This is a genomic window from Kitasatospora acidiphila, assembly GCF_006636205.1.
GTDB classification, from domain to species: domain Bacteria; phylum Actinomycetota; class Actinomycetes; order Streptomycetales; family Streptomycetaceae; genus Kitasatospora; species Kitasatospora acidiphila.
Genome location: NZ_VIGB01000003.1, coordinates 507,967 through 525,329 on the forward strand (window position 1 = coordinate 507,967; position 17,363 = coordinate 525,329).

Genomic DNA, 17,363 nt, shown 5'->3' on the forward strand with positions numbered 1-17,363 from the left:
GCACTGAACCCCTCATGAGCATCACCCGACGAACCGCCCGCGCCCTGCTGGTGGCCGCCACCGCCATCGCACTGGCCGCGCCCGCCGCCATGGCCTCCGCGGACGCCACGGACCACGACCGGCACGTCCGCGAATACGCCTGCGACAACCTCAGGGCCGACACGGGCCCCGAAGGCCGCTGGGACGGCTTCGGCGGCTGCGAGGTCGCCCGCGGCGAGCTCCCCAAGCACGGGCCCGTGTTCGGGGACTTCAAGATCCGGCACAAGCACACCGATTTCGTCGTGCTGTGCGAGGCCCGCCACGATGAGCTGTCCGGCTTCGCCGAGCTGCCGTTCCACGTCGAAGGCCGCGACTGCCACCCCGTCCACGAGCACAAGTAGCCCCACGGTTGTGAGAGGCTCGGCGGGTGCCTGATTCCGCCCCGCCGAGCCGTCTGCTCCGCTCCCGCTGGACCCGGCCCGTGCTGCTGGTGCTGATCCTGGCAGCCGCGGCCGGGTCGGCGGCGTTCTGGGATCCGCGCACGGTGATCGGCGCGGTGCCCACGCTCTGGCGGGCCCCGGCCTTCGTGCTGCTGTTCGCGCTCGGCACGCTGGCGTTCCTGCCCAAGCCCGCGCTCAGCGTGGCGGCCGGAGTGCTGTTCGGGGCCCGCTGGGGTGCGCCGGTGGCGGTGCTGGGCACCACGCTGGGAGCGGCGATCGCCTTCGGGCTGGGGCGCGGCCTGGGACAGCGGGCGCTGCGCCCGCTGCTGCGCGGCCGGGCACTGGGCGCGCTGGACCGGCAGCTCACCGAGCAGGGGTTCCGCACCGTGCTGGTGCTGCGGCTGGTGCCGGGGGTGCCGTTCCAGGCGGTCAACCTGGGCGCGGCGGTGTGCGGGGTGCGGCTCGGCCCGTACCTGGCGGGGACGGCGCTCGGGGTGCTGCCCGCCACCGCCGCCTACGCGGTGGCGGGTGCCTCGGCGGGGACGCCCGGTTCGCCGGCCTTCCTGCTGTCGACGGCGGTGATCCTGGTGCTGGGCGCGCTCAGCCTGGCCGTCCTCTGGCGCGACCGGCGCAGCCGCCGCCGGGCCGCTGCGGCCTGAAGCCGCCTCAGAGCCCGCCCGCCACACGCAGGATCGCGCCCGTGGTGTAGGAGGCGTCCGGGGAGAGCAGCCAGGCGATGGCGGCGGCGATCTCCTCGGGGCGGCCGGGCCGGCGCAGCGGCACGGCGGGCGCGACCCGGGCGGCCCGGCCGGGTTCGCCGCCGAGTGCGTGGAACTCGGTGTCGGTGGTGCCGGGGGCCACGGCGTTGACCCGGACGCCGGCGGGGCCGAGTTCCTTGGCGAGCCCGATGGTGAGCGCGTCGACGGCGGCCTTGGTGGCGGCGTAGTGCACGTACTCGCCGGGGCTGCCGAGGGTGGCGGCGGCCGAGGAGACGTTCACTATGGCCCCGCCGGCGCCGAAGTCCCGGGCGGCGCGGCGGGCGCACAGCAGGTAGCCGACCAGGTTGACGTCCACCACTCGGCGCAGGTCGTCGGTGCGCAGGTCGGCGAGCGGGCCGCTCAGGCTGGTGATGGCGGCATTGTTGACCAGTCCGGTGGCCGGGCCGAGCTGCTCGGCTGCCTGGTCGAAGAACCGCTCGACATCGGCCTCGACGGCGGTGTCCAGGCGCAGCGCGACGGCCGTGGCCCCGGCGGCGCGGGCCTGTGCGGCGACCTTCTCGGCAGCCTCCTCGTCCTGCCGGTAGCCGATCGCGAGGTCGTGGCCGTCGGCGGCGAGGCGCAGGCAGAGGGCCGCGCCGATACCGCGGCTGCCGCCGGTGACCAGGGTGACGGGTCGTGACATTGGTGCTCCTCGGTTGTCGTTGGTTCGCGTCGAGGGTATTTGGTTCGCATCGAGGCTATCCAGCGGAAATCGGTCGCCCCGAGCGGACCGGGTGGGTCAGGATGGCAGCATGACCGAGAGCAGCAGCATGGAGCGCCTGGATCCCCCGAACGCCGCCGACGAGGCTGGGATGCTCGCCGCCTGGCTGGACTTCCACCGCAAGACCCTGGCCGTCAAGTGCGCCGGTCTGACGGCGGAACAGCTGAGGAAGCGTTCGGTGGCGCCGTCCTCGTTGACCCTGCTCGGTCTGCTGCGGCACCTCGCAGAGGTGGAGCACTACTGGTACCAGGTGGTGCTGCTCGGTGGGGACGACATCTCGCTGTACTGCGAGGCGGACCGGGACGGCGACTTCAACGACGTGGACACCGCCGATCCCGACGAGGCCTTCGCCACCTGGCGGCGGCAGATCGAGCTGGCGGAGCAGGCGGTGGCCGGGCTCCCGCTGGACACGGTGGGCCGGAAGCAGCGCCGCAACGGGGATGTGACGTTGCGCTGGATCCAGGTGCACATGATCGAGGAGTACGCCCGCCACAACGGGCACGCGGACCTGCTGCGGGAGGCGGTGGACGGCGTCACCGGGGAGTGACCTGACGTCAATTCCGGTTGACATCCGTGGCATTCGGGTGATGTTCGGCCGGACCCGGGAACCCTCCACCGACCTGCGGCGTCCGCACTCAGTAAGAGCGGTGTATGCCATCGGCATGCACCACGAGTTCGACGGCGCGCCAGGGCGGGCGCCAATGCGGTGATCAGTGCGATACTCGGACAGTTCCGACGGGTGGATGACGCGTCAGCTGGTCGCACCGCACACGGAACCGACCGGGGATCAGGACAGGGAGGCGCGGCATGGGAGCACTTCGCGACGAGCACCACAACGGGTGGCTGATGCCGTCCGGTAGCTACCCGGCTGCGGTGTACGAGGACGACTGGGGCACCGCCGACACCATTCCGGCGCTGCCCAACCCGGCGCGGATCGTCTCCGTGAAGCCGACCGGGTTCGAGTCGGCCCGCACCGTCGGTGAGCACGTTCGGTCCGGCACCCCCGTGGTGATGGACGTGACCGAGATGGACGACGCCGAGGCCAAGCGGATGGTCGACTTCGCCTCCGGGCTGGTCTTCGGCACCCAGGGCGGGATCGAGCGGATCGCCCGCCGGGTCTTCCTGCTCACCCCGCCGGAGGTCGAGGTGATGGTGATCGACCGGCCGCTGGACGAGAGCGGGTTCTACAACCAGAGCTGACCGGGGCTGCCCTGGGCGCGGGGCTCAGCTGCCGAGCGGCAGCTCCAGCTCCGCCCAGACCACCTTGCCGTCCTTGGTCGGCCGGCTGCCCCAGCGGTGGGCCAGCTCGTTCACCAGGTACATCCCCCGCCCGCCCTCGTCCTCCGAGCCGGCCGGGCGCAGCCGGGGCTGCTGGCGCCCGGTGTCGCCGACCTCCAGGGTGAGCGTGCGGTCCCGGAAGAGCCGCAGCCGCAGCGGCTCGCCGCCGTGCACCAGGGCGTTGGTGACCAGCTCGCTGACCAGCAGCTCGGCGAAGTCGGCCAGCGGGGTCAGGCCCCAGGCCGTCAGCGCGCCACGGGTGAACCGGCGGGCCGCGGCCGGGATCGGGCCCTCGCCGGTCAGCGGCAGGGTGGCGATCCGGTCCCGGGGCACCGGCAGCGCCCGGGCCATGATCATCGCTACGTCGTCCTCGCTGCCGTCGCGGACCAGGGCGGAGATGACCGCGTCGCTGTGCGCCTCCAGCGTGCGGCCGCGCGCGGCCAGGGTGGCGCACAGCTGGTCGATGCCCTCGTCGATGTCGGCGCCTCGGCGTTCCACCAGGCCGTCGGTGTAGAGGGCCAGGATGCCGCCCTCGGGCAGGCCGAACTCGGTGTTCTCGAAGACTGCGCCGCCGACCCCGAGCGGCACCCCGGGCGGGGTCTCCAGCACCCGGGCCTCGCCCGAGGGGCCCATCACCACCGGCGGCAGGTGCCCGGCGCTGGCCACCGTGCAGCTGCGGTCCACCGGGTCGTAGACCGCGCAGACGCAGGTGGCGAACTGGCCCTCGCCGATCCCGTTGGCGGTCTCGTCCAGCCGGGCCAGCACCTGGGCCGGCGGCATGTCCAGGGTGGCCAGGGTGCGGGCGACGGTGCGCAGCTGGCCCATGGTGGCGGCGGCCCGGATGCCGTGGCCCATCACGTCGCCGACCACCAGCGCGACCCGCCCGCAGGAGAGCGGCACCACGTCGAACCAGTCACCGCCGACCTCGCTGACCACGCTGCTCGGCAGGTAGCGGTAGGCGATCTCCAGGCCGAGGGTGCGGTGGATCTCCTGCGGCAGCAGGCTGCGCTGCAGGGTGAGCGCGGTGTCCCGCTCCCGCCGGTAGAGCCGGGCGTTGTCGATGCTGACGGCGGTGCGGGCGACCAGCTCCTCGGCCAGCGCCACATCGGCCTCGCCGAACGGCACCGGGTTGCGGGCGCGGATGAACTCGGCGCCGCCCAGCACCATGCCGCGGGCCAGCAGCGGGACCAGCAGGTAGGAGTGCAGGCCGGCGGCGAGCGCGGGTTCGACCCGCTCCTGGCGGGCCGCGATGGTCCGCAGCTTGGCCTCGTCCATGTGGGGGACGTAGAGCGTGCGGCCGCTGCGCAGGCTCTTGGTGTACACCCGGCTGGATTCGTAGGCGGTGGTCTCGCCGATGGCGTCGGCGGCTTGGGTGAGCGCGTCCTCGTACGCCTCGCCGGCCGCCACCGCGCGCAGCAGCACGCCCTGGTCGGGCGCCAGCACGCCGGGTTCCTCGCCCTGCAGGATCGGGTCGAGCAGGTCGACGGTGGCGAAGTCGGCGAACCGCGGCACGACTGCGGCGATCAGCTCCTCGGCGGTCCGCTGCATGTCCAGCGTGGTGCCGATCCGGGCGTTGGCCTGGGCCAGCAGGGTGAGCCGCTCCTGGGCGCGGGCGGCGCGGGCCTCGGCCTGGAACCGCTCGGTGACGTCGATGATCGAGGAGCTGACGCCGAGCACCCGCCCGGCCGGGTCGGCGAGCCGGAAGTAGGAGGCCGACCAGGCGTGGTCGTGGCCGGGGTCTCCCGGGGTGCGGCCGTGCGAGCGGGCGTCCAGCACCGGCTCACCGGTGAGCAGCACGTGGCGCATCACGGCCTCGACCTCGGTGGCGTTGATGCCGGGCAGTACGACGTTGATCCGGTGGCCGAGGTGGTCGGCGACCGGCAGGCCGTTGAACCGGGCGAGCGCTTCGTTGAGCCGGACGAAGCGCAACTCGGTGTCGTAGACGGCCAGGCCGATCGGGGACTGGGTGAAGAAGCCGTCCAGCACGGCGAGGTTGGCCTCGACCTGCTGGACGGCTTGCACGTCGGTGCCGGTGGCCAGCACCAGCGGGCGGCCGCCCGGGCCGCTGATGCCGTAGGTGCGCAGCTCCAGCCGGACTTCATGGCCGTCCTTGTGCCGGACCGGGAAGACCCCGGACCAGCGGCGGCCGCCGAGCACCCGCTCGTAGAGACCCATCGCCGCGCCGCGCTGCTGCTCGGTGGTGAGCAGCGGAGCCGCACGCTGCCCGACGATCTCGTCCGCCGACCAGCCGAGCAGCCGTTCGGCGTCCTCACTCCAGTGCAGCACCACGCCGTCGGCGTCGAGCAGGGCGGTGGCGAGCGGGACCAGGCGGTGGCCGTTCAGGCGGGCGGGGTCGATGTGCGGTGCTGGTGTGTCCATCGGCAACCACCCGGCGGCTCGGCTTCGGTCGGCTCGCTTCCAGGTTGCCTGGTGATGGGCGCGGCGGCGACCGGTGGTGACCTCGGGTCAGTTCTGCTCCACCGGTACGGCGGCCGCGCCGTCCACGGCTGCCTGGAGCATCGCCGACCACTGCCTGACCACCCCGGACCGGCGCTGGGTGTCGTCGGTGAGCAGGTTGGCCAGGCCCAGGCCGCGGGCCAGGTCGAGGGTGGCCTGCACGGTCTCGCGGACGCCCGGGGTGCCCTCGTCGAGGCCGAGGAACTCCAGGGCGGCCCGGTGGGACTCGCGGCCGACCCGGTTCTCCAGGGCGATGATCCGGGCCCGCAGCGGCTCCTCGGTGGCGGCGGCCACCCACAGGTGCAGGGCGGCCCGGAACAGCGGGCCGGTGTAGAGGCGGATGATCAACTCCACCACCGCCTCGGTGCGGGCCGGACCGAGCGGCGGCAGCTCCCCGGTGTCGGCGCGCAGGGCGGCCAGCCGCTCGGCCGCCACGTGTTCGACGGCGGCGGTGAAGAGGTCCTCCCGGGTCGGGAAGTGGTGCTGGGCGGCACCGCGGGTGACACCGGCGCGTTCGGCCACCACGGTGACCGTGCTGCCGTTCCAGCCGAGCTCGGCCAGGCAGTCGACGGCGGCCTCCAGGAGCCGCTGGCGGGTGGCGCGGCTGCGGTCCTGCTGGGGGGTGCGGGCGGCGGTGCTCATGACGGTGCGGTCCTTCGGTGGTCCAACGGCGGCACGGGTGACGGGGCCCGGCCACCGCATCTTCGCAGACGGCGGCCGGGGTGCGCCTTGGGGCGGCTAGCGCCCACGCAGCTCACGGCGGAGGATCTTGCCACTGGCGGACTTGGGCACCGCGCTCAGGAAGTCGACGAAACGGACCTTCTTGTACGGGGCGACCCGGTCGGCCACGTAGGCGATCACCTCCGTCTCGGTGAGGCTGCTGCCCGCCGCCCGCACCACGAAGGCCTTGGGGCGCTCGGTGCCCTCCGCGTCGGTGACGCCGACCACGGCGGCGTCCACGATCTGCGGGTGGGTCAGCAGCAGGGCCTCAAGCTCGGCCGGGGCGACCTGGTAGCCCTTGTACTTGATCAGCTCCTTCACCCGATCGATGACATGCAGATAGCCGTTCTCGTCCTGGTAGCCGATGTCGCCGGTGTGCAGCCAGCCGTCCGCGTCGATCATCGCGGAGGTGTCGGTGGGGCGGCCGAGGTAACCCTTCATCACCTGCGGTCCGCGGATCAGGATCTCGCCGGACACCCCGACGCCGGCGTCGGTCTCCAGGCCGTCGGTGCTGATCACCCGCAGCTCGGTGCCGGCGATCAGCTTGCCGACCCCGCCGGGCGCCCGGTTCGGGTCGTCGAGCAGGTCGACATGGCTGGCGGGTGACAGCTCGGTCATGCCGTAGCCCTGCTGGATGGCCGGGAGCTTCAGCCGGGCCGCGGCGACGGCGGCCAGCTCGGCGTCCAGCGGGGCGGCGGCGCTGAGCACGTAGCGCAGCGAGGAGAGGTCGAACCGGTCCACCATCGGGTGCTTGGCCAGCGCCAGCACCACCGGCGGCGCCACCAGTAGGCCCTCCACCTGGTACTGCTGGATCACGGTCAGGAACTGCTCCAAGTCGAACCGGGGCAGCACGATCACGGTGCCGCCGGCCCGCAGCGGGCGGTGCATCAGCATCGTCAGGCCGTAGATGTGGAAGTACGGCAGGACGGCGAGCATCCGCTCGCCGGGGCGGACCGGGCGCACTGCGTCCACCTGGCTCAGGTTGGTGGCGATCGACTGGTGAGTGAGCATCACCCCCTTGGGCAGGCCGGTGGTGCCGCTGGAGTAGGGCAGCGCGGCCAGGTCGGTGGCCGGGGCGATGGCCGGCACCGGGGCCGGGGTGGTGGCGGGCAGGTCGCCGAGGGTGCGGTGGCCGGCCCCGGGTGCGCCGGCGGCCAGGTCGAGCAGGAGGACCTCGCGCACCTTCGGGCCGCCGTCTGCGGTGGCGGCCAGTGAGACCGGCAGCAGCACCTCGGCCGTGATGATCCACTGGGCGCGGCTGTCCCGCAGCTGGTCGGCCAACTCGCCCGGGGTGGCGAGTGAGGAGACGGTGGTGAGCACGGCGCCGGCCCGGCTGACGGCGTAGACCGCGACCGGGTAGGCGATCGAGTTGGGGCTGTGCAGCGCCACGACGTCCCCCGCCGCCACCCCGGCCGCGGCCAGTCCGGCGGCCACCCGCTCGACGGCGTCGGCCAGTTGGGCGTAGCTCAGGCTCTCACCGGTGACGCCGTCGATCAGCGCGGGTGCCTCACCGAACCGGCTGGCGCCGCCCAGTACCGCCTCATGGAGTGGCAGTTCGACCAGGGGGACATCGGGGAACTCGCTGCGAAAAGCCATCGCCACTCCTGCTACTGGGTGTCCGGATCTGACGCGCACCGCGGTGGCGCCGGCTGCCGAAGGTGCTGCTACCCCGGTGCCCGGCGCCCACACGCGCCTTCACTCTCAGTAGGACCGGGGCAGCCCGAGGGAGTGCTGGGCAACGTAGTTGAGGATCATCTCACGGCTGACCGGGGCCACCCGGCCGACCCGAGTGGCGCTCAGCAGGGCGGCCAGACCGTACTCCTGGGTCAGCCCGTTGCCGCCCAGGGTCTGCACGGCCTGGTCGACGGACCGGGTGGCGGCCTCGCCGGAGGCGTACTTGGCCATGTTGGCGGCCTCCCCGGCGGCCAGGTCGTCGCCCGCGTCATAGAGGTGGGCGGCCTTGCGCATCATCAGCCGGGCCAGCTCGACCTCGATGTGGCACTGGGCGAGCGGGTGGGCCAGGCCCTGGTGGGAGCCGATCGGGGCGTTCCAGACGGTACGGGTCTTGGCGTACTCCACGGCGGTGTTGAGCGCCTGCCGGGCCACGCCGAGGGAGAACGCGGCGGTCATGATGCGCTCCGGGTTGAGCCCGGCGAACAGCTGCAGCAGGCCGGCGTTCTCGTCGCCCACCAGCGCGTCGGCGGGCAGCCGGACATCGTCCAGGAAGACCTGGAACTGGCGCTCGGGCGAGACGAGTTCCATCGGGATCGGCCGGTACTCGAAGCCGGGGGTGTCCAGCGGCGTGATGAACAGGGCCGGCTTGAGCTTGCCGGTGCGCGCGTCCGCGGTGCGGCCGACCACCAGCACCGCGTCGGCGCCGTCGAGGCCGGAGATGAAGACCTTGCGGCCGTTCAGCACCCAGTCCTCGCCGTCCCGCTTGGCCACGGTGCTGAGCCGGTGCGAGTTGGAGCCGGCGTCCGGCTCGGTGATGGCGAAGGCCATCCGGCGGCTGCCGTCGGCCAGCGAGGGCAGCCAGGAGCGCTTCTGCTCCTCGGTGCCGAACCGGGCGATGATGGTGCCGCAGATCGCCGGGGTGACCACCAGCATCAGCAGCGGGCAGCCGACGGTGCCCAACTCCTCCAGCACGATCGACAGTTCGTAGACGCCGGCGCCACCGCCGCCGTACTCCTCGGGCAGGTTGACGCCGAGGAAGCCCAGCTTGCCGGCCTCGCGCCAGAGTTCGTCGGTCTGCTCGCCGGCGCGGGCCTTGGCCTGGAAGTAGCTCGCGCCGAAGCGGCGGCCCAGATCGCCGACCGCCTTGCGCAGCGCGATCCGTTCGGGGGTTTCGATCAGCGGGCTCTCGGTGCTGGTCATCACGGGGACTCCTGTTCGGTCAGCGGTTCGTGGTGGCTCAACTGGTCCAACTCGGGCTCGGCGGCGGTGGTTACGACTCGGCGGGGGCCACCACGGCCAGCAGGGCGCCGGGTTCGACCTGCTGGCCGCGGGCGGCGCGCAGTTCGGTGAGCAGGCCGTCGACCGGTGCCACGACCTGGTGCTCCATCTTCATCGCCTCCAGCCAGAGCAGCGGCTGACCGGCCGTCACCTGCTCGCCCACGGCTGCGCCGAGGCGGATCACCGTCCCCGGCATCGGGGCCAGCAGGGCGCCGGGCAGCTGCTGGTCGACCGGCTCCGAGAAGCGCGGCAGCGCGGTCAGCACCAGCGACCGGCCCGGGGTGTCCAGGTGCACCTCGGTGCCGTGGACGGCCACCTCGATGGTGCGGCTGATCCCGTCCAGCTCCAGCACCACCCGGTCCGGCGCGGCCGCCAGCAGCCGCACGCCGGGGTGGTCCTCGGCCTGGAGGCCGGCTCGGGTGATGCGGTAGCGGACCGTCAACTCCTCGCCTTCTGCTGTGCGGTAGCGCTTGACCTGGGGCTGCGAGGGCAGATTGCGCCAGCCGCCGGGCAGTGCGCCGCGGCGGCCGGCGGCGTCGGCCAGAGCGGCGGCGAGCGCGGCCAGTGGCAGGGCGCCCTTGTCGGTGGCGGGCAGCAGGTCGGCCGCGTGCTCGGCGAGGAAGGCGGTGTCCACTCGCCCGGCTATGAAGGCGGGATGGCGAAGCGCCCGGACCAGCAGGTCACGGTTGGTGCCCAGGCCGTGGATCCGGGCCCGGGCCAGTGCGCCGGACAGCTTGCGGGCGGCGGCGGCCCGGGTCGGGGCCCAGGCGATCACCTTCGCCAGCATCGGGTCGTAGTGGATGGACACCGTACTGCCGTCCACCACACCGGAGTCCACCCGCAGCCCGTCGCCGGCCGGCAGGTCGAAGCGGTGCAGGGTGCCGCTCTGCGGCTGCCAGCCGGCGGCCGGGTCCTCGGCGTAGAGGCGGGCCTCGATGGCGTGGCCGTGCGGCTCGGGGGCCCGCTCGGGCAGTGGCTCGCCTTCGGCGACGGCGAGTTGCAGGGCGACCAGGTCGACTCCGGTGACCGCCTCGGTGACCGGGTGCTCGACTTGGAGTCGGGTGTTCATCTCCAGGAAGAAGAACCGGCCGTCGGGGGCCAGCAGGAACTCGGCGGTCCCGGCACCGGTGTAGCCGATCGCTCGGGCGGCGGCGGTGGCTGCCTCGGCCAACTCGGCGCGCAGCTCGGCGTCCAGACCGGGGGCCGGGGTCTCCTCGATCACCTTCTGGTGCCGCCGCTGCAGCGAGCAGTCGCGCTCGCCGAGCGCCCAGACGGTGCCGTGGGTGTCGGCGAGCAGTTGCACCTCGACATGGCGGCCGGTCGGCAGATAGGGCTCCAGGAAGACCTCGCCGCTCCCGAAGGCTGCCGCGGCCTCGGCCTGTGCCATCGTCAACTGGTCGGTCAGGTCGCCCAGTTGGTTGACGATCCGCATGCCGCGACCGCCGCCGCCGGCGGCCGCCTTGACCAGCAGCGGCAGGTCCGCCTCGGTGGCGGCGGCCGGGTCGACGGGTTCCAGCACCGCCACGCCGGCTGCCGCCATCAGCCGCTTGGCGGCGGTCTTGGAGCCCATCGCGGCGATCGCCTCGGCACTGGGCCCGATCCAGGTCAGGCCGGCCGCCTGGACGGCGCGGGCGAACGCCGGGTCCTCGGAGAGGAATCCATAGCCGGGGTGGACGGCGTCGGCGCCGGCCGCGAGCGCCGCCGCCACCAGCAGGTCGGCCCGGAGGTAGGTGTCGCCGGGCGCGGCCCCGGGCAATCGGACGGCGCTGTCGGCCTCGCGGACGTGCGGGGCGTCGGCATCCGGGTCGGAGTACACCGCCACGGTGGCGATTCCGAGGTCGCGGCAGGTGCGGAAGATCCGCCGGGCGATCTCGCCCCGATTGGCGACCAGCAGGCTGGAGATCATGATCTGACGGTCCCTCATATCGGTCACATTCGGAAAACGCCGTAGCCGCGCGCCCCTTGGACGGGGGCGCTGTGGATGGCGGAGAGGCACAGGCCCAGCACGGTGCGGGTGTCGCGCGGGTCGATCACCCCGTCGTCGTAGAGGCGACCGGAGAGGAAGGCGGGCAGCGACTCGGCCTCGATCTGCTGCTCCACCGCCGCGCGGATCGCCGCGTCCGCCTCCTCGTCGTACGGCCGGCCCTTGGCGGCGGCCGACTGGCGGGCCACGATCGAGAGCACGCCCGCGAGTTGCTGCGGTCCCATCACCGCCGACTTGGCGCTGGGCCAGGCGAACAGGAAGCGCGGCTCATAGGCCCGCCCGCACATGCCGTAGTGCCCGGCCCCGTAGGAGGCGCCGATCAGCACCGACAGATGCGGGACGGTGCTGTTGGAGACCGCGTTGATCATCATCGCGCCGTGCTTGATGATGCCGCCCTGCTCGTACTCCTTGCCGACCATGTAGCCGGTGGTGTTGTGCAGGAAGACCAGCGGGATGTCCCGCTGGTTGGCCAACTGGATGAACTGCGTGGCCTTCTGCGACTCCTCGCTGAACAGCACGCCCTGCGCGTTGGCCAGGATGCCCACCGGGTAGCCGAACATGGTGGCCCAGCCGGTGGCCAGGCTGCTGCCGTACCGCGGCTTGAACTCGTCGAAGTCCGAGTCGTCCACGATCCTGGCGATCACCTCGCGCGGATCGAAGGGCACCTTGAGGTCACCGGGGACGATGCCGAGCAGTTCCTCCTCGTCGTAGCGCGGCGGGGCGGCGGCCGGGTCGAGGCCGGGCCCGGCCTTGCGCCAGTGCAAGCGGTGCACGATCCGGCGGGCCTGGCGGATCGCGTCGGGCTCGTCCACCGCGAAGTAGTCGGCCAGGCCCGAGACTCGGGCGTGCATCTCGGCGCCGCCCAGCGACTCGTCGTCGCTCTCCTCGCCGGTGGCCATCTTCACCAGCGGCGGACCGCCCAGGAAGACCTTGGCCCGCTCCTTGACCAGCACGGTGTGGTCGGACATGCCCGGCACATAGGCGCCGCCGGCGGTGGAGTTGCCGAACACCACCGCGATGGTGGGGATCCCGGCTGCGGAGAGCCGGGTGAGGTCACGGAAGAGTGCCCCGCCCGGGATGAAGATCTCCTTCTGGCTGGGCAGATCGGCCCCGCCGGACTCCACCAGGCTGATCACCGGCAGCCGGTTGCGCATCGCGATCTCGTTGGCCCGCAGCGACTTGCGCAGCGTCCACGGATTGCTGGCACCGCCGCGCACCGTCGGGTCGTTGGCGGTGATCAGGCACTCGGTGCCGGCCACCGTGCCGATGCCGGTCACCAGGCCGGCGCCGACCGGGAATTCACTCCCCCAGGCTGCCAGCGGCGAGAGCTCCAGGAACGGCGAGTCCTCGTCGAGCAGCAGCTCGATCCGCTCCCGGGCCAGCAACTTGCCGCGCTTGTGGTGGCGTTCGACGTACTTGGGGCCGCCGCCGACCAGCGCCTTGGCGTGTTCGGCGTCCAGGTCGGCGAGTTTGGCGAGCATCGCGGTGCGGTGGGCGTGGTAGTCCGCCCCCGTCGGGTCGAGCCGGCTGGCCAGCACGGTCATGCGGTCACCAGCCCTTCGGTGGGCGCCGGTCGGGTCACAGCAGGCTCTCCGGGATCTCGACGTGACGGGAGCGCAGCCACTCCCCCAGGGCCTTGGCCTGCGGATCGAACCGGGCCTGGGCGGCGACTCCCTCGCCCAGCAGTCCCTCGATCACGAAGTTCACGGCCCTCAGGTTGGGCAGCAGATGGCGGGTGATGGTCAGTTCGGCGGTCTCCGGCAGCAGTTGGCGAAGCCGGTCCACCGTCAGGGTGGCGGCCAGCCAGGGCCAGGCGGCGTCACTGCGGACCCAGACGCCGAGGTTGGCGTCGCCGCCCTTGTCGCCGCTGCGGGCGCCGGCGATCAGGCCGAGCGGGGCGCGGCGGGTCGGGCCGGTGGGCGGTGCGGAGGTCTCGGGTTCGGCGGCCTCGGGTGCTGCGACCTTGGGTTCGGCGGCCTTGGGTTCGGCAGCCTCGGGTTCGGTGACCTCACGTTCGGCGGCCTCGGGCGAGGGTTCGAGGGTGACCGGCGCGGGGGCGACGGCCTGGCGTGTGCCGTCCGAGCGCACCGCCCAGTGCGGCACCTCGTCCTGCGCCACGAAGGCGCTGCTGAACACCCCGTACGGCGCGCCGGGCCCGGGTGGCGCCGTGAGATGGAACCCCGGGTAGCCGGCCAGGCCGAGCTCCACGGCGGCCGAGCTCACCGCGCGGCCGACCTTGGCCTGGTCGGCGTCCCGCACCGTCAGTTGCAGGAGTGCGCTGGCCTGCTGCTCGGTCGCGGCGTCCGGCTGGTCGGTGCGGGCCAGCGTCCAACGGACCTCGGCCGGCCCGTCCGCCAGCACCGGGTCCAACTGGTCGCGGATCAGCGCGGCCTTGGCCTCGATGTCCAGGCCGGTGAGGACGAACACCACCTCGTTGCGCCAGCCGCCGAGCCGGTTGAGGCCCACCTTGAGGGTGGCCGGCGGGGCCTCGCCGCGCACTGCGCTGATCCGCACCCGGTCCGGGCCCTGCTGCTCCAGCCGGACGGTGTCCAGCCGTGCGGTGACGTCCGGGCCCAGGTAGCGGGGACCGCCGGTCTCGTACAGCAGTTGGGCGGTGACCGTGCCCACGGTGACCGCGCCGCCGGTGCCCGGATGCTTGGTGATCACGCTGCTGCCGTCGGCGTGCAGTTCGGCGAGCGGAAAGCCGGGGTGGCGGGTGTCGTGCTCGGTGAAGAAGGCGTAGTTGCCGCCGGTGGCCTGGGCACCGCACTCCAGCACATGGCCGGCCACCACGGCGCCGGCCAGCGCGTCGAAGTCGGTGCGGCTCCAACCGAAGTGCGCCGCTGCCGGGCCGACCACCAGGGCGGCGTCGGTGACCCGGCCGGTCACCACCAGGTCGGCGCCGGCGGTCAGGCAGTCGGCGATGCCGAAGGCACCCAGATAGGCGTTGGCGGCGAGCAGTCCGGCCGGATCGGCGAACTCGGCGGCCCTGGGCAGCAGATCGTCACCGGTGACGTGTCCCACCTTGAGGTCGAGGCCCTGACGCTGCGCCAGTTCACCGATCTTCAGGGCGAGACGCGCGGGGTTGAGCCCCCCGGCGTTGACCACGATCCGCACGCCCCGGTCGTGCGCCAACCTGAGGCACTCCTCCAACTGGCGCAGAAACCCCTTGGCGTAGCCGAGTTCGGGGTCCTTGAGCCGCTCCCGAGCCAGGATCAGCATGGTGAGCTCGGCCAGGTAGTCCCCGGTGAGCACATCCAGCGGCCCCCCGGTGAGCATCTCCCGGAAGGCGGCGAACCGGTCCCCGTAGAAGCCGGAGGCGTTGCCGATCCTCAGCGGCGTGACGGTGGACGCGGATGCGGGGTTGGGCATGCGTGGGCAGCCTCTCTGGCGCGGCACACGGGACGCACATGATGGTGGGTCAAGATGACGAAAAAAGCAATCACGCATGCTTGTTTTTGCCACTCTGAGGAGCGTGCCGTGGCGATATCGTTACGCGCTGTCCGCATCCGTCGGGGATGCGTCGAGGGGAAGGCCCACGGTGTTCACGAGCGTCCTGATGGTCGAGCAGCCGCTGTCCGCGACAGACGTCGACTTCGTCACCACCCTGCACGACGACGACATGTCCTTCGTCGTCCTGATGCAGCCACGCGGCAAGGAGGACCGGCTTCTTCGCGCGATCGACGATGTCGCGCTCGGCGAGCTCGACGAGGCGGTGCACGAGCGCGATGAGCCCGAGGGCGAGGCAGCCCTGAAGCCTGCCGCGGTGGCGTTGGAGCACTCACTCAGGGCGCTGCGGGCGGCGGGCTGTGCGGCCGTTGGCCAGGTCGTCGATGACCATCCGCTGGACCTGCTGCGGTCGGTGGTCGATCAGACGCATGCCGATGAGGTGATCGTGCTGGTGGCCCCGCACCTGGTGGAGGAGTTCTTCCACCGGGACTGGGCGAGCCGGGCCCGCCACAAGGTGGGTGTTCCGGTTCTGAAGCTCTACGCCCACGCCGACGAGGAGGGGGCGGCGCAGGCGGACTGATCCGGCGCAGGGCGGATCGTCACGCTGCTGGGTGACTGTCGCCGAATCGGCGCTCGCAGTCGCCGCGCCTAGAGCCGGCCCGGGTACGGGCCTGAGCCGCTCACGCGGTCGTAGATCCGGCGAAGCCAGGGGGCACGGACGGCGGGGAGCCGGGCCAGGGTGTGCAGGAACACGCCGGAGTCCGGCTCGAACAGCTGCCGGGGACGCAGTGGCAGCGGCTCGTCGCGGAGTACGAGCTCGGGCAGTCGGCCGGTCGCTGGGATCAGCAACCGGTCGTTGTGGAAGGCCAGGTGAATCCACACGTCGGCGGAGAGCGGCACGGCGGCTGCGGCACCGGGCGGCTGCCACACCTCCCCCGTCTGCGGGTGTCGCGGCACCAGTAGCAGGTCGGGGGCCGGATCCCGGACCGGCAGACCCGGGCCGGCCAAGGCCAGCGTCTTCGCGGGCGGCGGCCCCGGAAGGAGTCTGCCGAGCGGTCGCCGGAACATCTCCGCGATCAGGCCGTCAGGGACGGCCACGGCTTCGCCTCCCGAGGCTGCCACCAGGTGGGCCAAGGCCTCCCCGGCCGTCGCCTCCCAGCGGGAGTCCCAGAATCCGCCGGGTGCGATCGGCGGGGTGCCGTTCGTCTCCTGGAGCAACGCTGCCCAGTCGAGCGCCCGGTCGGCGTGGCCGTCAACCGGGATGCGGCGCACCGCCTCCCGTGCCAGCCGCACCTCCTGCCAGCGGTCGCAGTCATCGATGCGGGTCCCGACCGGCGCACCGCAGCTCGCGCATCGCAGGTTGGGCCCCTCCCCGCCGTCGACCCCGCAGCACGCGGAACGGCTCGACTCCGGGGTCAGCACCGTGTTGCAGGCGTCACCGGGGGCCATCACGAACGTTCCCCACGCCCCTGCCGACGGGAAGGCGACCGGCGCGAACAGCCCCCGGGCCACCGCCTCGCCCTCTCCGAGTTCGCTCCACGGCCGCCCGGGCGGCCCCCATGGCTCCGGGTCCACGGCATACGTCCCGGCCGCCATCAGCGGCGGGAGCCACCGCTCGCGGCCGTACGACTGGTGAGCCAGCACCGGGAGCGCGACCTGCGACAGCGGGACGGTCAGCGGGCAGTCGCATCCCGCACAAGCGAACATCTCCCCCATGACCCCTCCCCCGGCTGGCTGGATTGTTCCAGTCGACCGGGAGCGGGGCCAACAGCCTTATCGGTCGGCTCAGTCGCCCAGCCGGGCTTCCAGGCTCTCGATCCGCGCGACCAGCGGCTGGAGTTGCTGCTGCAGCTGCTGCTGGAGCAGCGAGGTGAGCTGGCCGGCGGAGGGGGGCGTGGTGCCCTGGCTGGCGCGCAGGTAGTTGTAGCCGACCAGGGCGGCGGCCACCGCGCGGCGGGTCAGCTTGGGCTCGGCGCCGGCCGCCCGCAACACCTCGCCGCCGGCGCCGCCGGGCTCGGCGACCAGGCCGAGCAGCAGGTGCTCGCACCCCACGTAGTTGTGGCCGAGCATGCCGACCTCGGCCACGGTGAGCTCCAGCGCCCGGGCGGCCGGGCCGCTGAACCGCAGCGCGCTGTCCGGGCCCTGTTCCGGCTCGGCGGACGGGGCACCTGCCAGCGCCGCGGTGAGCTGCTCGGGGGCGATCTCCAGCGCGCCGAGCACCTGGAGCGCCAGGTTGCCGCCCTCGGCGAGCAGGCCGGCGAGCAGGCGGGCGGTGGAGACGTTCGGCTCCCCCGCCTCGCGGGCCTGCTCGATGGCGAGGCGCACCGCGCTGCGGGCCCGGTCGGTGAACCGGGCCAGCGCGGGCTCGCCACCGTCCAGGTCCTGGGTGACGGCCGCCTGGATCGCGTTCGCCTGGCGGACTGCGTGCTCCAGGGCGCGCTGGCAGATCGGCGAGACCGACAGGCCAGTCGCCCGGACGGCGTCGGCGAGCTCATCGGGCAGGTACACGTTGATCTTGGGCATGGCTGATGCCTCCGAAGGCCTCGTTGGGACCGATGCCAGAGTTGTACCCCGCAGCGGGGGTATGGCGATATAACCCCATGAGGCACTGCCCGCCTTTTGCC

At 72.9% G+C, this 17,363-nt stretch carries 15 protein-coding genes; 5 read left to right on the forward strand and 10 right to left on the reverse strand.

Annotation, left to right across the window (positions count from 1 at the left end; all coding sequences use genetic code 11):
- Positions 1–14 precede the first annotated feature (14 nt).
- Both E6W39_RS03320 and E6W39_RS03325 read left to right on the forward strand, forming a co-directional pair.
- Positions 15–380, forward strand: coding sequence for a hypothetical protein (locus E6W39_RS03320; RefSeq protein WP_141632181.1), 366 nt, complete (start codon positions 15–17; stop codon positions 378–380).
- Between the two features lie 26 nt (positions 381–406).
- Entirely contained in the window at positions 407–1,078 is a 672-nt protein-coding gene (locus E6W39_RS03325; RefSeq protein ID WP_141632182.1) for a TVP38/TMEM64 family protein, read from the forward strand.
- Positions 1,079–1,085: 7 nt separating this feature from the next.
- Here E6W39_RS03325 and E6W39_RS03330 read toward each other — a convergent pair whose 3' ends face one another.
- A complete protein-coding gene (locus E6W39_RS03330; protein ID WP_141632183.1) occupies positions 1,086–1,820 on the reverse strand; it encodes an SDR family oxidoreductase in 735 nt (244 codons plus the stop codon).
- 109 nt (positions 1,821–1,929) lie between these two features.
- Between E6W39_RS03330 and E6W39_RS03335 the strand changes: the two genes are divergently transcribed.
- Both E6W39_RS03335 and E6W39_RS03340 read left to right on the forward strand, forming a co-directional pair.
- Entirely contained in the window at positions 1,930–2,445 is a 516-nt protein-coding gene (locus E6W39_RS03335) for a DinB family protein (protein ID WP_141632184.1), read from the forward strand.
- A gap of 260 nt (positions 2,446–2,705) precedes the next feature.
- Positions 2,706–3,098 (forward strand): cell division protein SepF, encoded by a 393-nt coding sequence (locus tag E6W39_RS03340; RefSeq protein WP_141632185.1) that lies wholly within the window; start codon positions 2,706–2,708, stop codon positions 3,096–3,098.
- A 24-nt stretch (positions 3,099–3,122) separates the two neighbouring features.
- On the opposite strand, the gene E6W39_RS03345 is transcribed toward E6W39_RS03340, so the two are convergent.
- From E6W39_RS03345 to E6W39_RS03375, 7 genes are all read right to left on the reverse strand, one after another.
- Positions 3,123–5,555, reverse strand: coding sequence for an ATP-binding SpoIIE family protein phosphatase (locus tag E6W39_RS03345; protein WP_141632186.1), 2,433 nt, complete (start codon positions 5,553–5,555; stop codon positions 3,123–3,125).
- Between the two features lie 87 nt (positions 5,556–5,642).
- Entirely contained in the window at positions 5,643–6,275 is a 633-nt protein-coding gene (locus tag E6W39_RS03350; protein ID WP_141632187.1) for a TetR/AcrR family transcriptional regulator, read from the reverse strand.
- A gap of 96 nt (positions 6,276–6,371) precedes the next feature.
- Positions 6,372–7,949, reverse strand: a complete 1,578-nt coding sequence (locus E6W39_RS03355) for an AMP-binding protein (protein WP_141632188.1) — start codon at positions 7,947–7,949, stop codon at positions 6,372–6,374.
- A gap of 105 nt (positions 7,950–8,054) precedes the next feature.
- Complete coding sequence (locus tag E6W39_RS03360) at positions 8,055–9,227, reverse strand: acyl-CoA dehydrogenase family protein (protein ID WP_141632189.1); 1,173 nt, start codon at positions 9,225–9,227, stop codon at positions 8,055–8,057.
- 70 nt (positions 9,228–9,297) lie between these two features.
- Positions 9,298–11,211 (reverse strand): acetyl/propionyl/methylcrotonyl-CoA carboxylase subunit alpha, encoded by a 1,914-nt coding sequence (locus E6W39_RS03365; protein ID WP_141632190.1) that lies wholly within the window; start codon positions 11,209–11,211, stop codon positions 9,298–9,300.
- Between the two features lie 23 nt (positions 11,212–11,234).
- On the reverse strand, positions 11,235–12,833 hold the full coding sequence (locus E6W39_RS03370; protein WP_141632191.1) for an acyl-CoA carboxylase subunit beta: 1,599 nt from the start codon (positions 12,831–12,833) through the stop codon (positions 11,235–11,237).
- A gap of 34 nt (positions 12,834–12,867) precedes the next feature.
- A complete protein-coding gene (locus E6W39_RS03375) occupies positions 12,868–14,661 on the reverse strand; it encodes an acyclic terpene utilization AtuA family protein (RefSeq protein WP_141632192.1) in 1,794 nt (597 codons plus the stop codon).
- Between the two features lie 169 nt (positions 14,662–14,830).
- On the opposite strand from E6W39_RS03375, the gene E6W39_RS03380 reads away from it, so the two are divergent.
- Complete coding sequence (locus tag E6W39_RS03380; protein ID WP_141637513.1) at positions 14,831–15,319, forward strand: indole-3-glycerol phosphate synthase; 489 nt, start codon at positions 14,831–14,833, stop codon at positions 15,317–15,319.
- Positions 15,320–15,387: 68 nt separating this feature from the next.
- On the opposite strand, the gene E6W39_RS03385 is transcribed toward E6W39_RS03380, so the two are convergent.
- On the reverse strand, positions 15,388–16,455 hold the full coding sequence (locus E6W39_RS03385) for a hypothetical protein (RefSeq protein ID WP_141632193.1): 1,068 nt from the start codon (positions 16,453–16,455) through the stop codon (positions 15,388–15,390).
- Between the two features lie 69 nt (positions 16,456–16,524).
- Positions 16,525–17,262 carry a Clp protease N-terminal domain-containing protein gene (locus E6W39_RS03390; RefSeq protein WP_141632194.1) on the reverse strand — a complete coding sequence of 246 codons (738 nt, stop codon included), beginning with the start codon at positions 17,260–17,262 and terminating at the stop codon, positions 16,525–16,527.
- Between the last annotated feature and the right edge of the window lie 101 nt (positions 17,263–17,363).

Coding starts and splice junctions, on each gene's coding strand:
- E6W39_RS03385 (WP_141632193.1), bottom strand. CDS start 16,455: ATGGGGGAGATGTTCGCTTGTGCGGGATGCGACTGCCCGCTGACCGTC.
- E6W39_RS03320 (WP_141632181.1), top strand. CDS start 15: ATGAGCATCACCCGACGAACCGCCCGCGCCCTGCTGGTGGCCGCCACC.
- E6W39_RS03370 (WP_141632191.1), bottom strand. CDS start 12,833: ATGACCGTGCTGGCCAGCCGGCTCGACCCGACGGGGGCGGACTACCAC.
- E6W39_RS03335 (WP_141632184.1), top strand. CDS start 1,930: ATGACCGAGAGCAGCAGCATGGAGCGCCTGGATCCCCCGAACGCCGCC.
- E6W39_RS03330 (WP_141632183.1), bottom strand. CDS start 1,820: ATGTCACGACCCGTCACCCTGGTCACCGGCGGCAGCCGCGGTATCGGC.
- E6W39_RS03390 (WP_141632194.1), bottom strand. CDS start 17,262: ATGCCCAAGATCAACGTGTACCTGCCCGATGAGCTCGCCGACGCCGTC.
- E6W39_RS03340 (WP_141632185.1), top strand. CDS start 2,706: ATGGGAGCACTTCGCGACGAGCACCACAACGGGTGGCTGATGCCGTCC.
- E6W39_RS03345 (WP_141632186.1), bottom strand. CDS start 5,555: ATGGACACACCAGCACCGCACATCGACCCCGCCCGCCTGAACGGCCAC.
- E6W39_RS03350 (WP_141632187.1), bottom strand. CDS start 6,275: ATGAGCACCGCCGCCCGCACCCCCCAGCAGGACCGCAGCCGCGCCACC.
- E6W39_RS03360 (WP_141632189.1), bottom strand. CDS start 9,227: ATGACCAGCACCGAGAGCCCGCTGATCGAAACCCCCGAACGGATCGCG.
- E6W39_RS03375 (WP_141632192.1), bottom strand. CDS start 14,661: ATGCCCAACCCCGCATCCGCGTCCACCGTCACGCCGCTGAGGATCGGC.
- E6W39_RS03365 (WP_141632190.1), bottom strand. CDS start 11,211: ATGATCTCCAGCCTGCTGGTCGCCAATCGGGGCGAGATCGCCCGGCGG.
- E6W39_RS03355 (WP_141632188.1), bottom strand. CDS start 7,949: ATGGCTTTTCGCAGCGAGTTCCCCGATGTCCCCCTGGTCGAACTGCCA.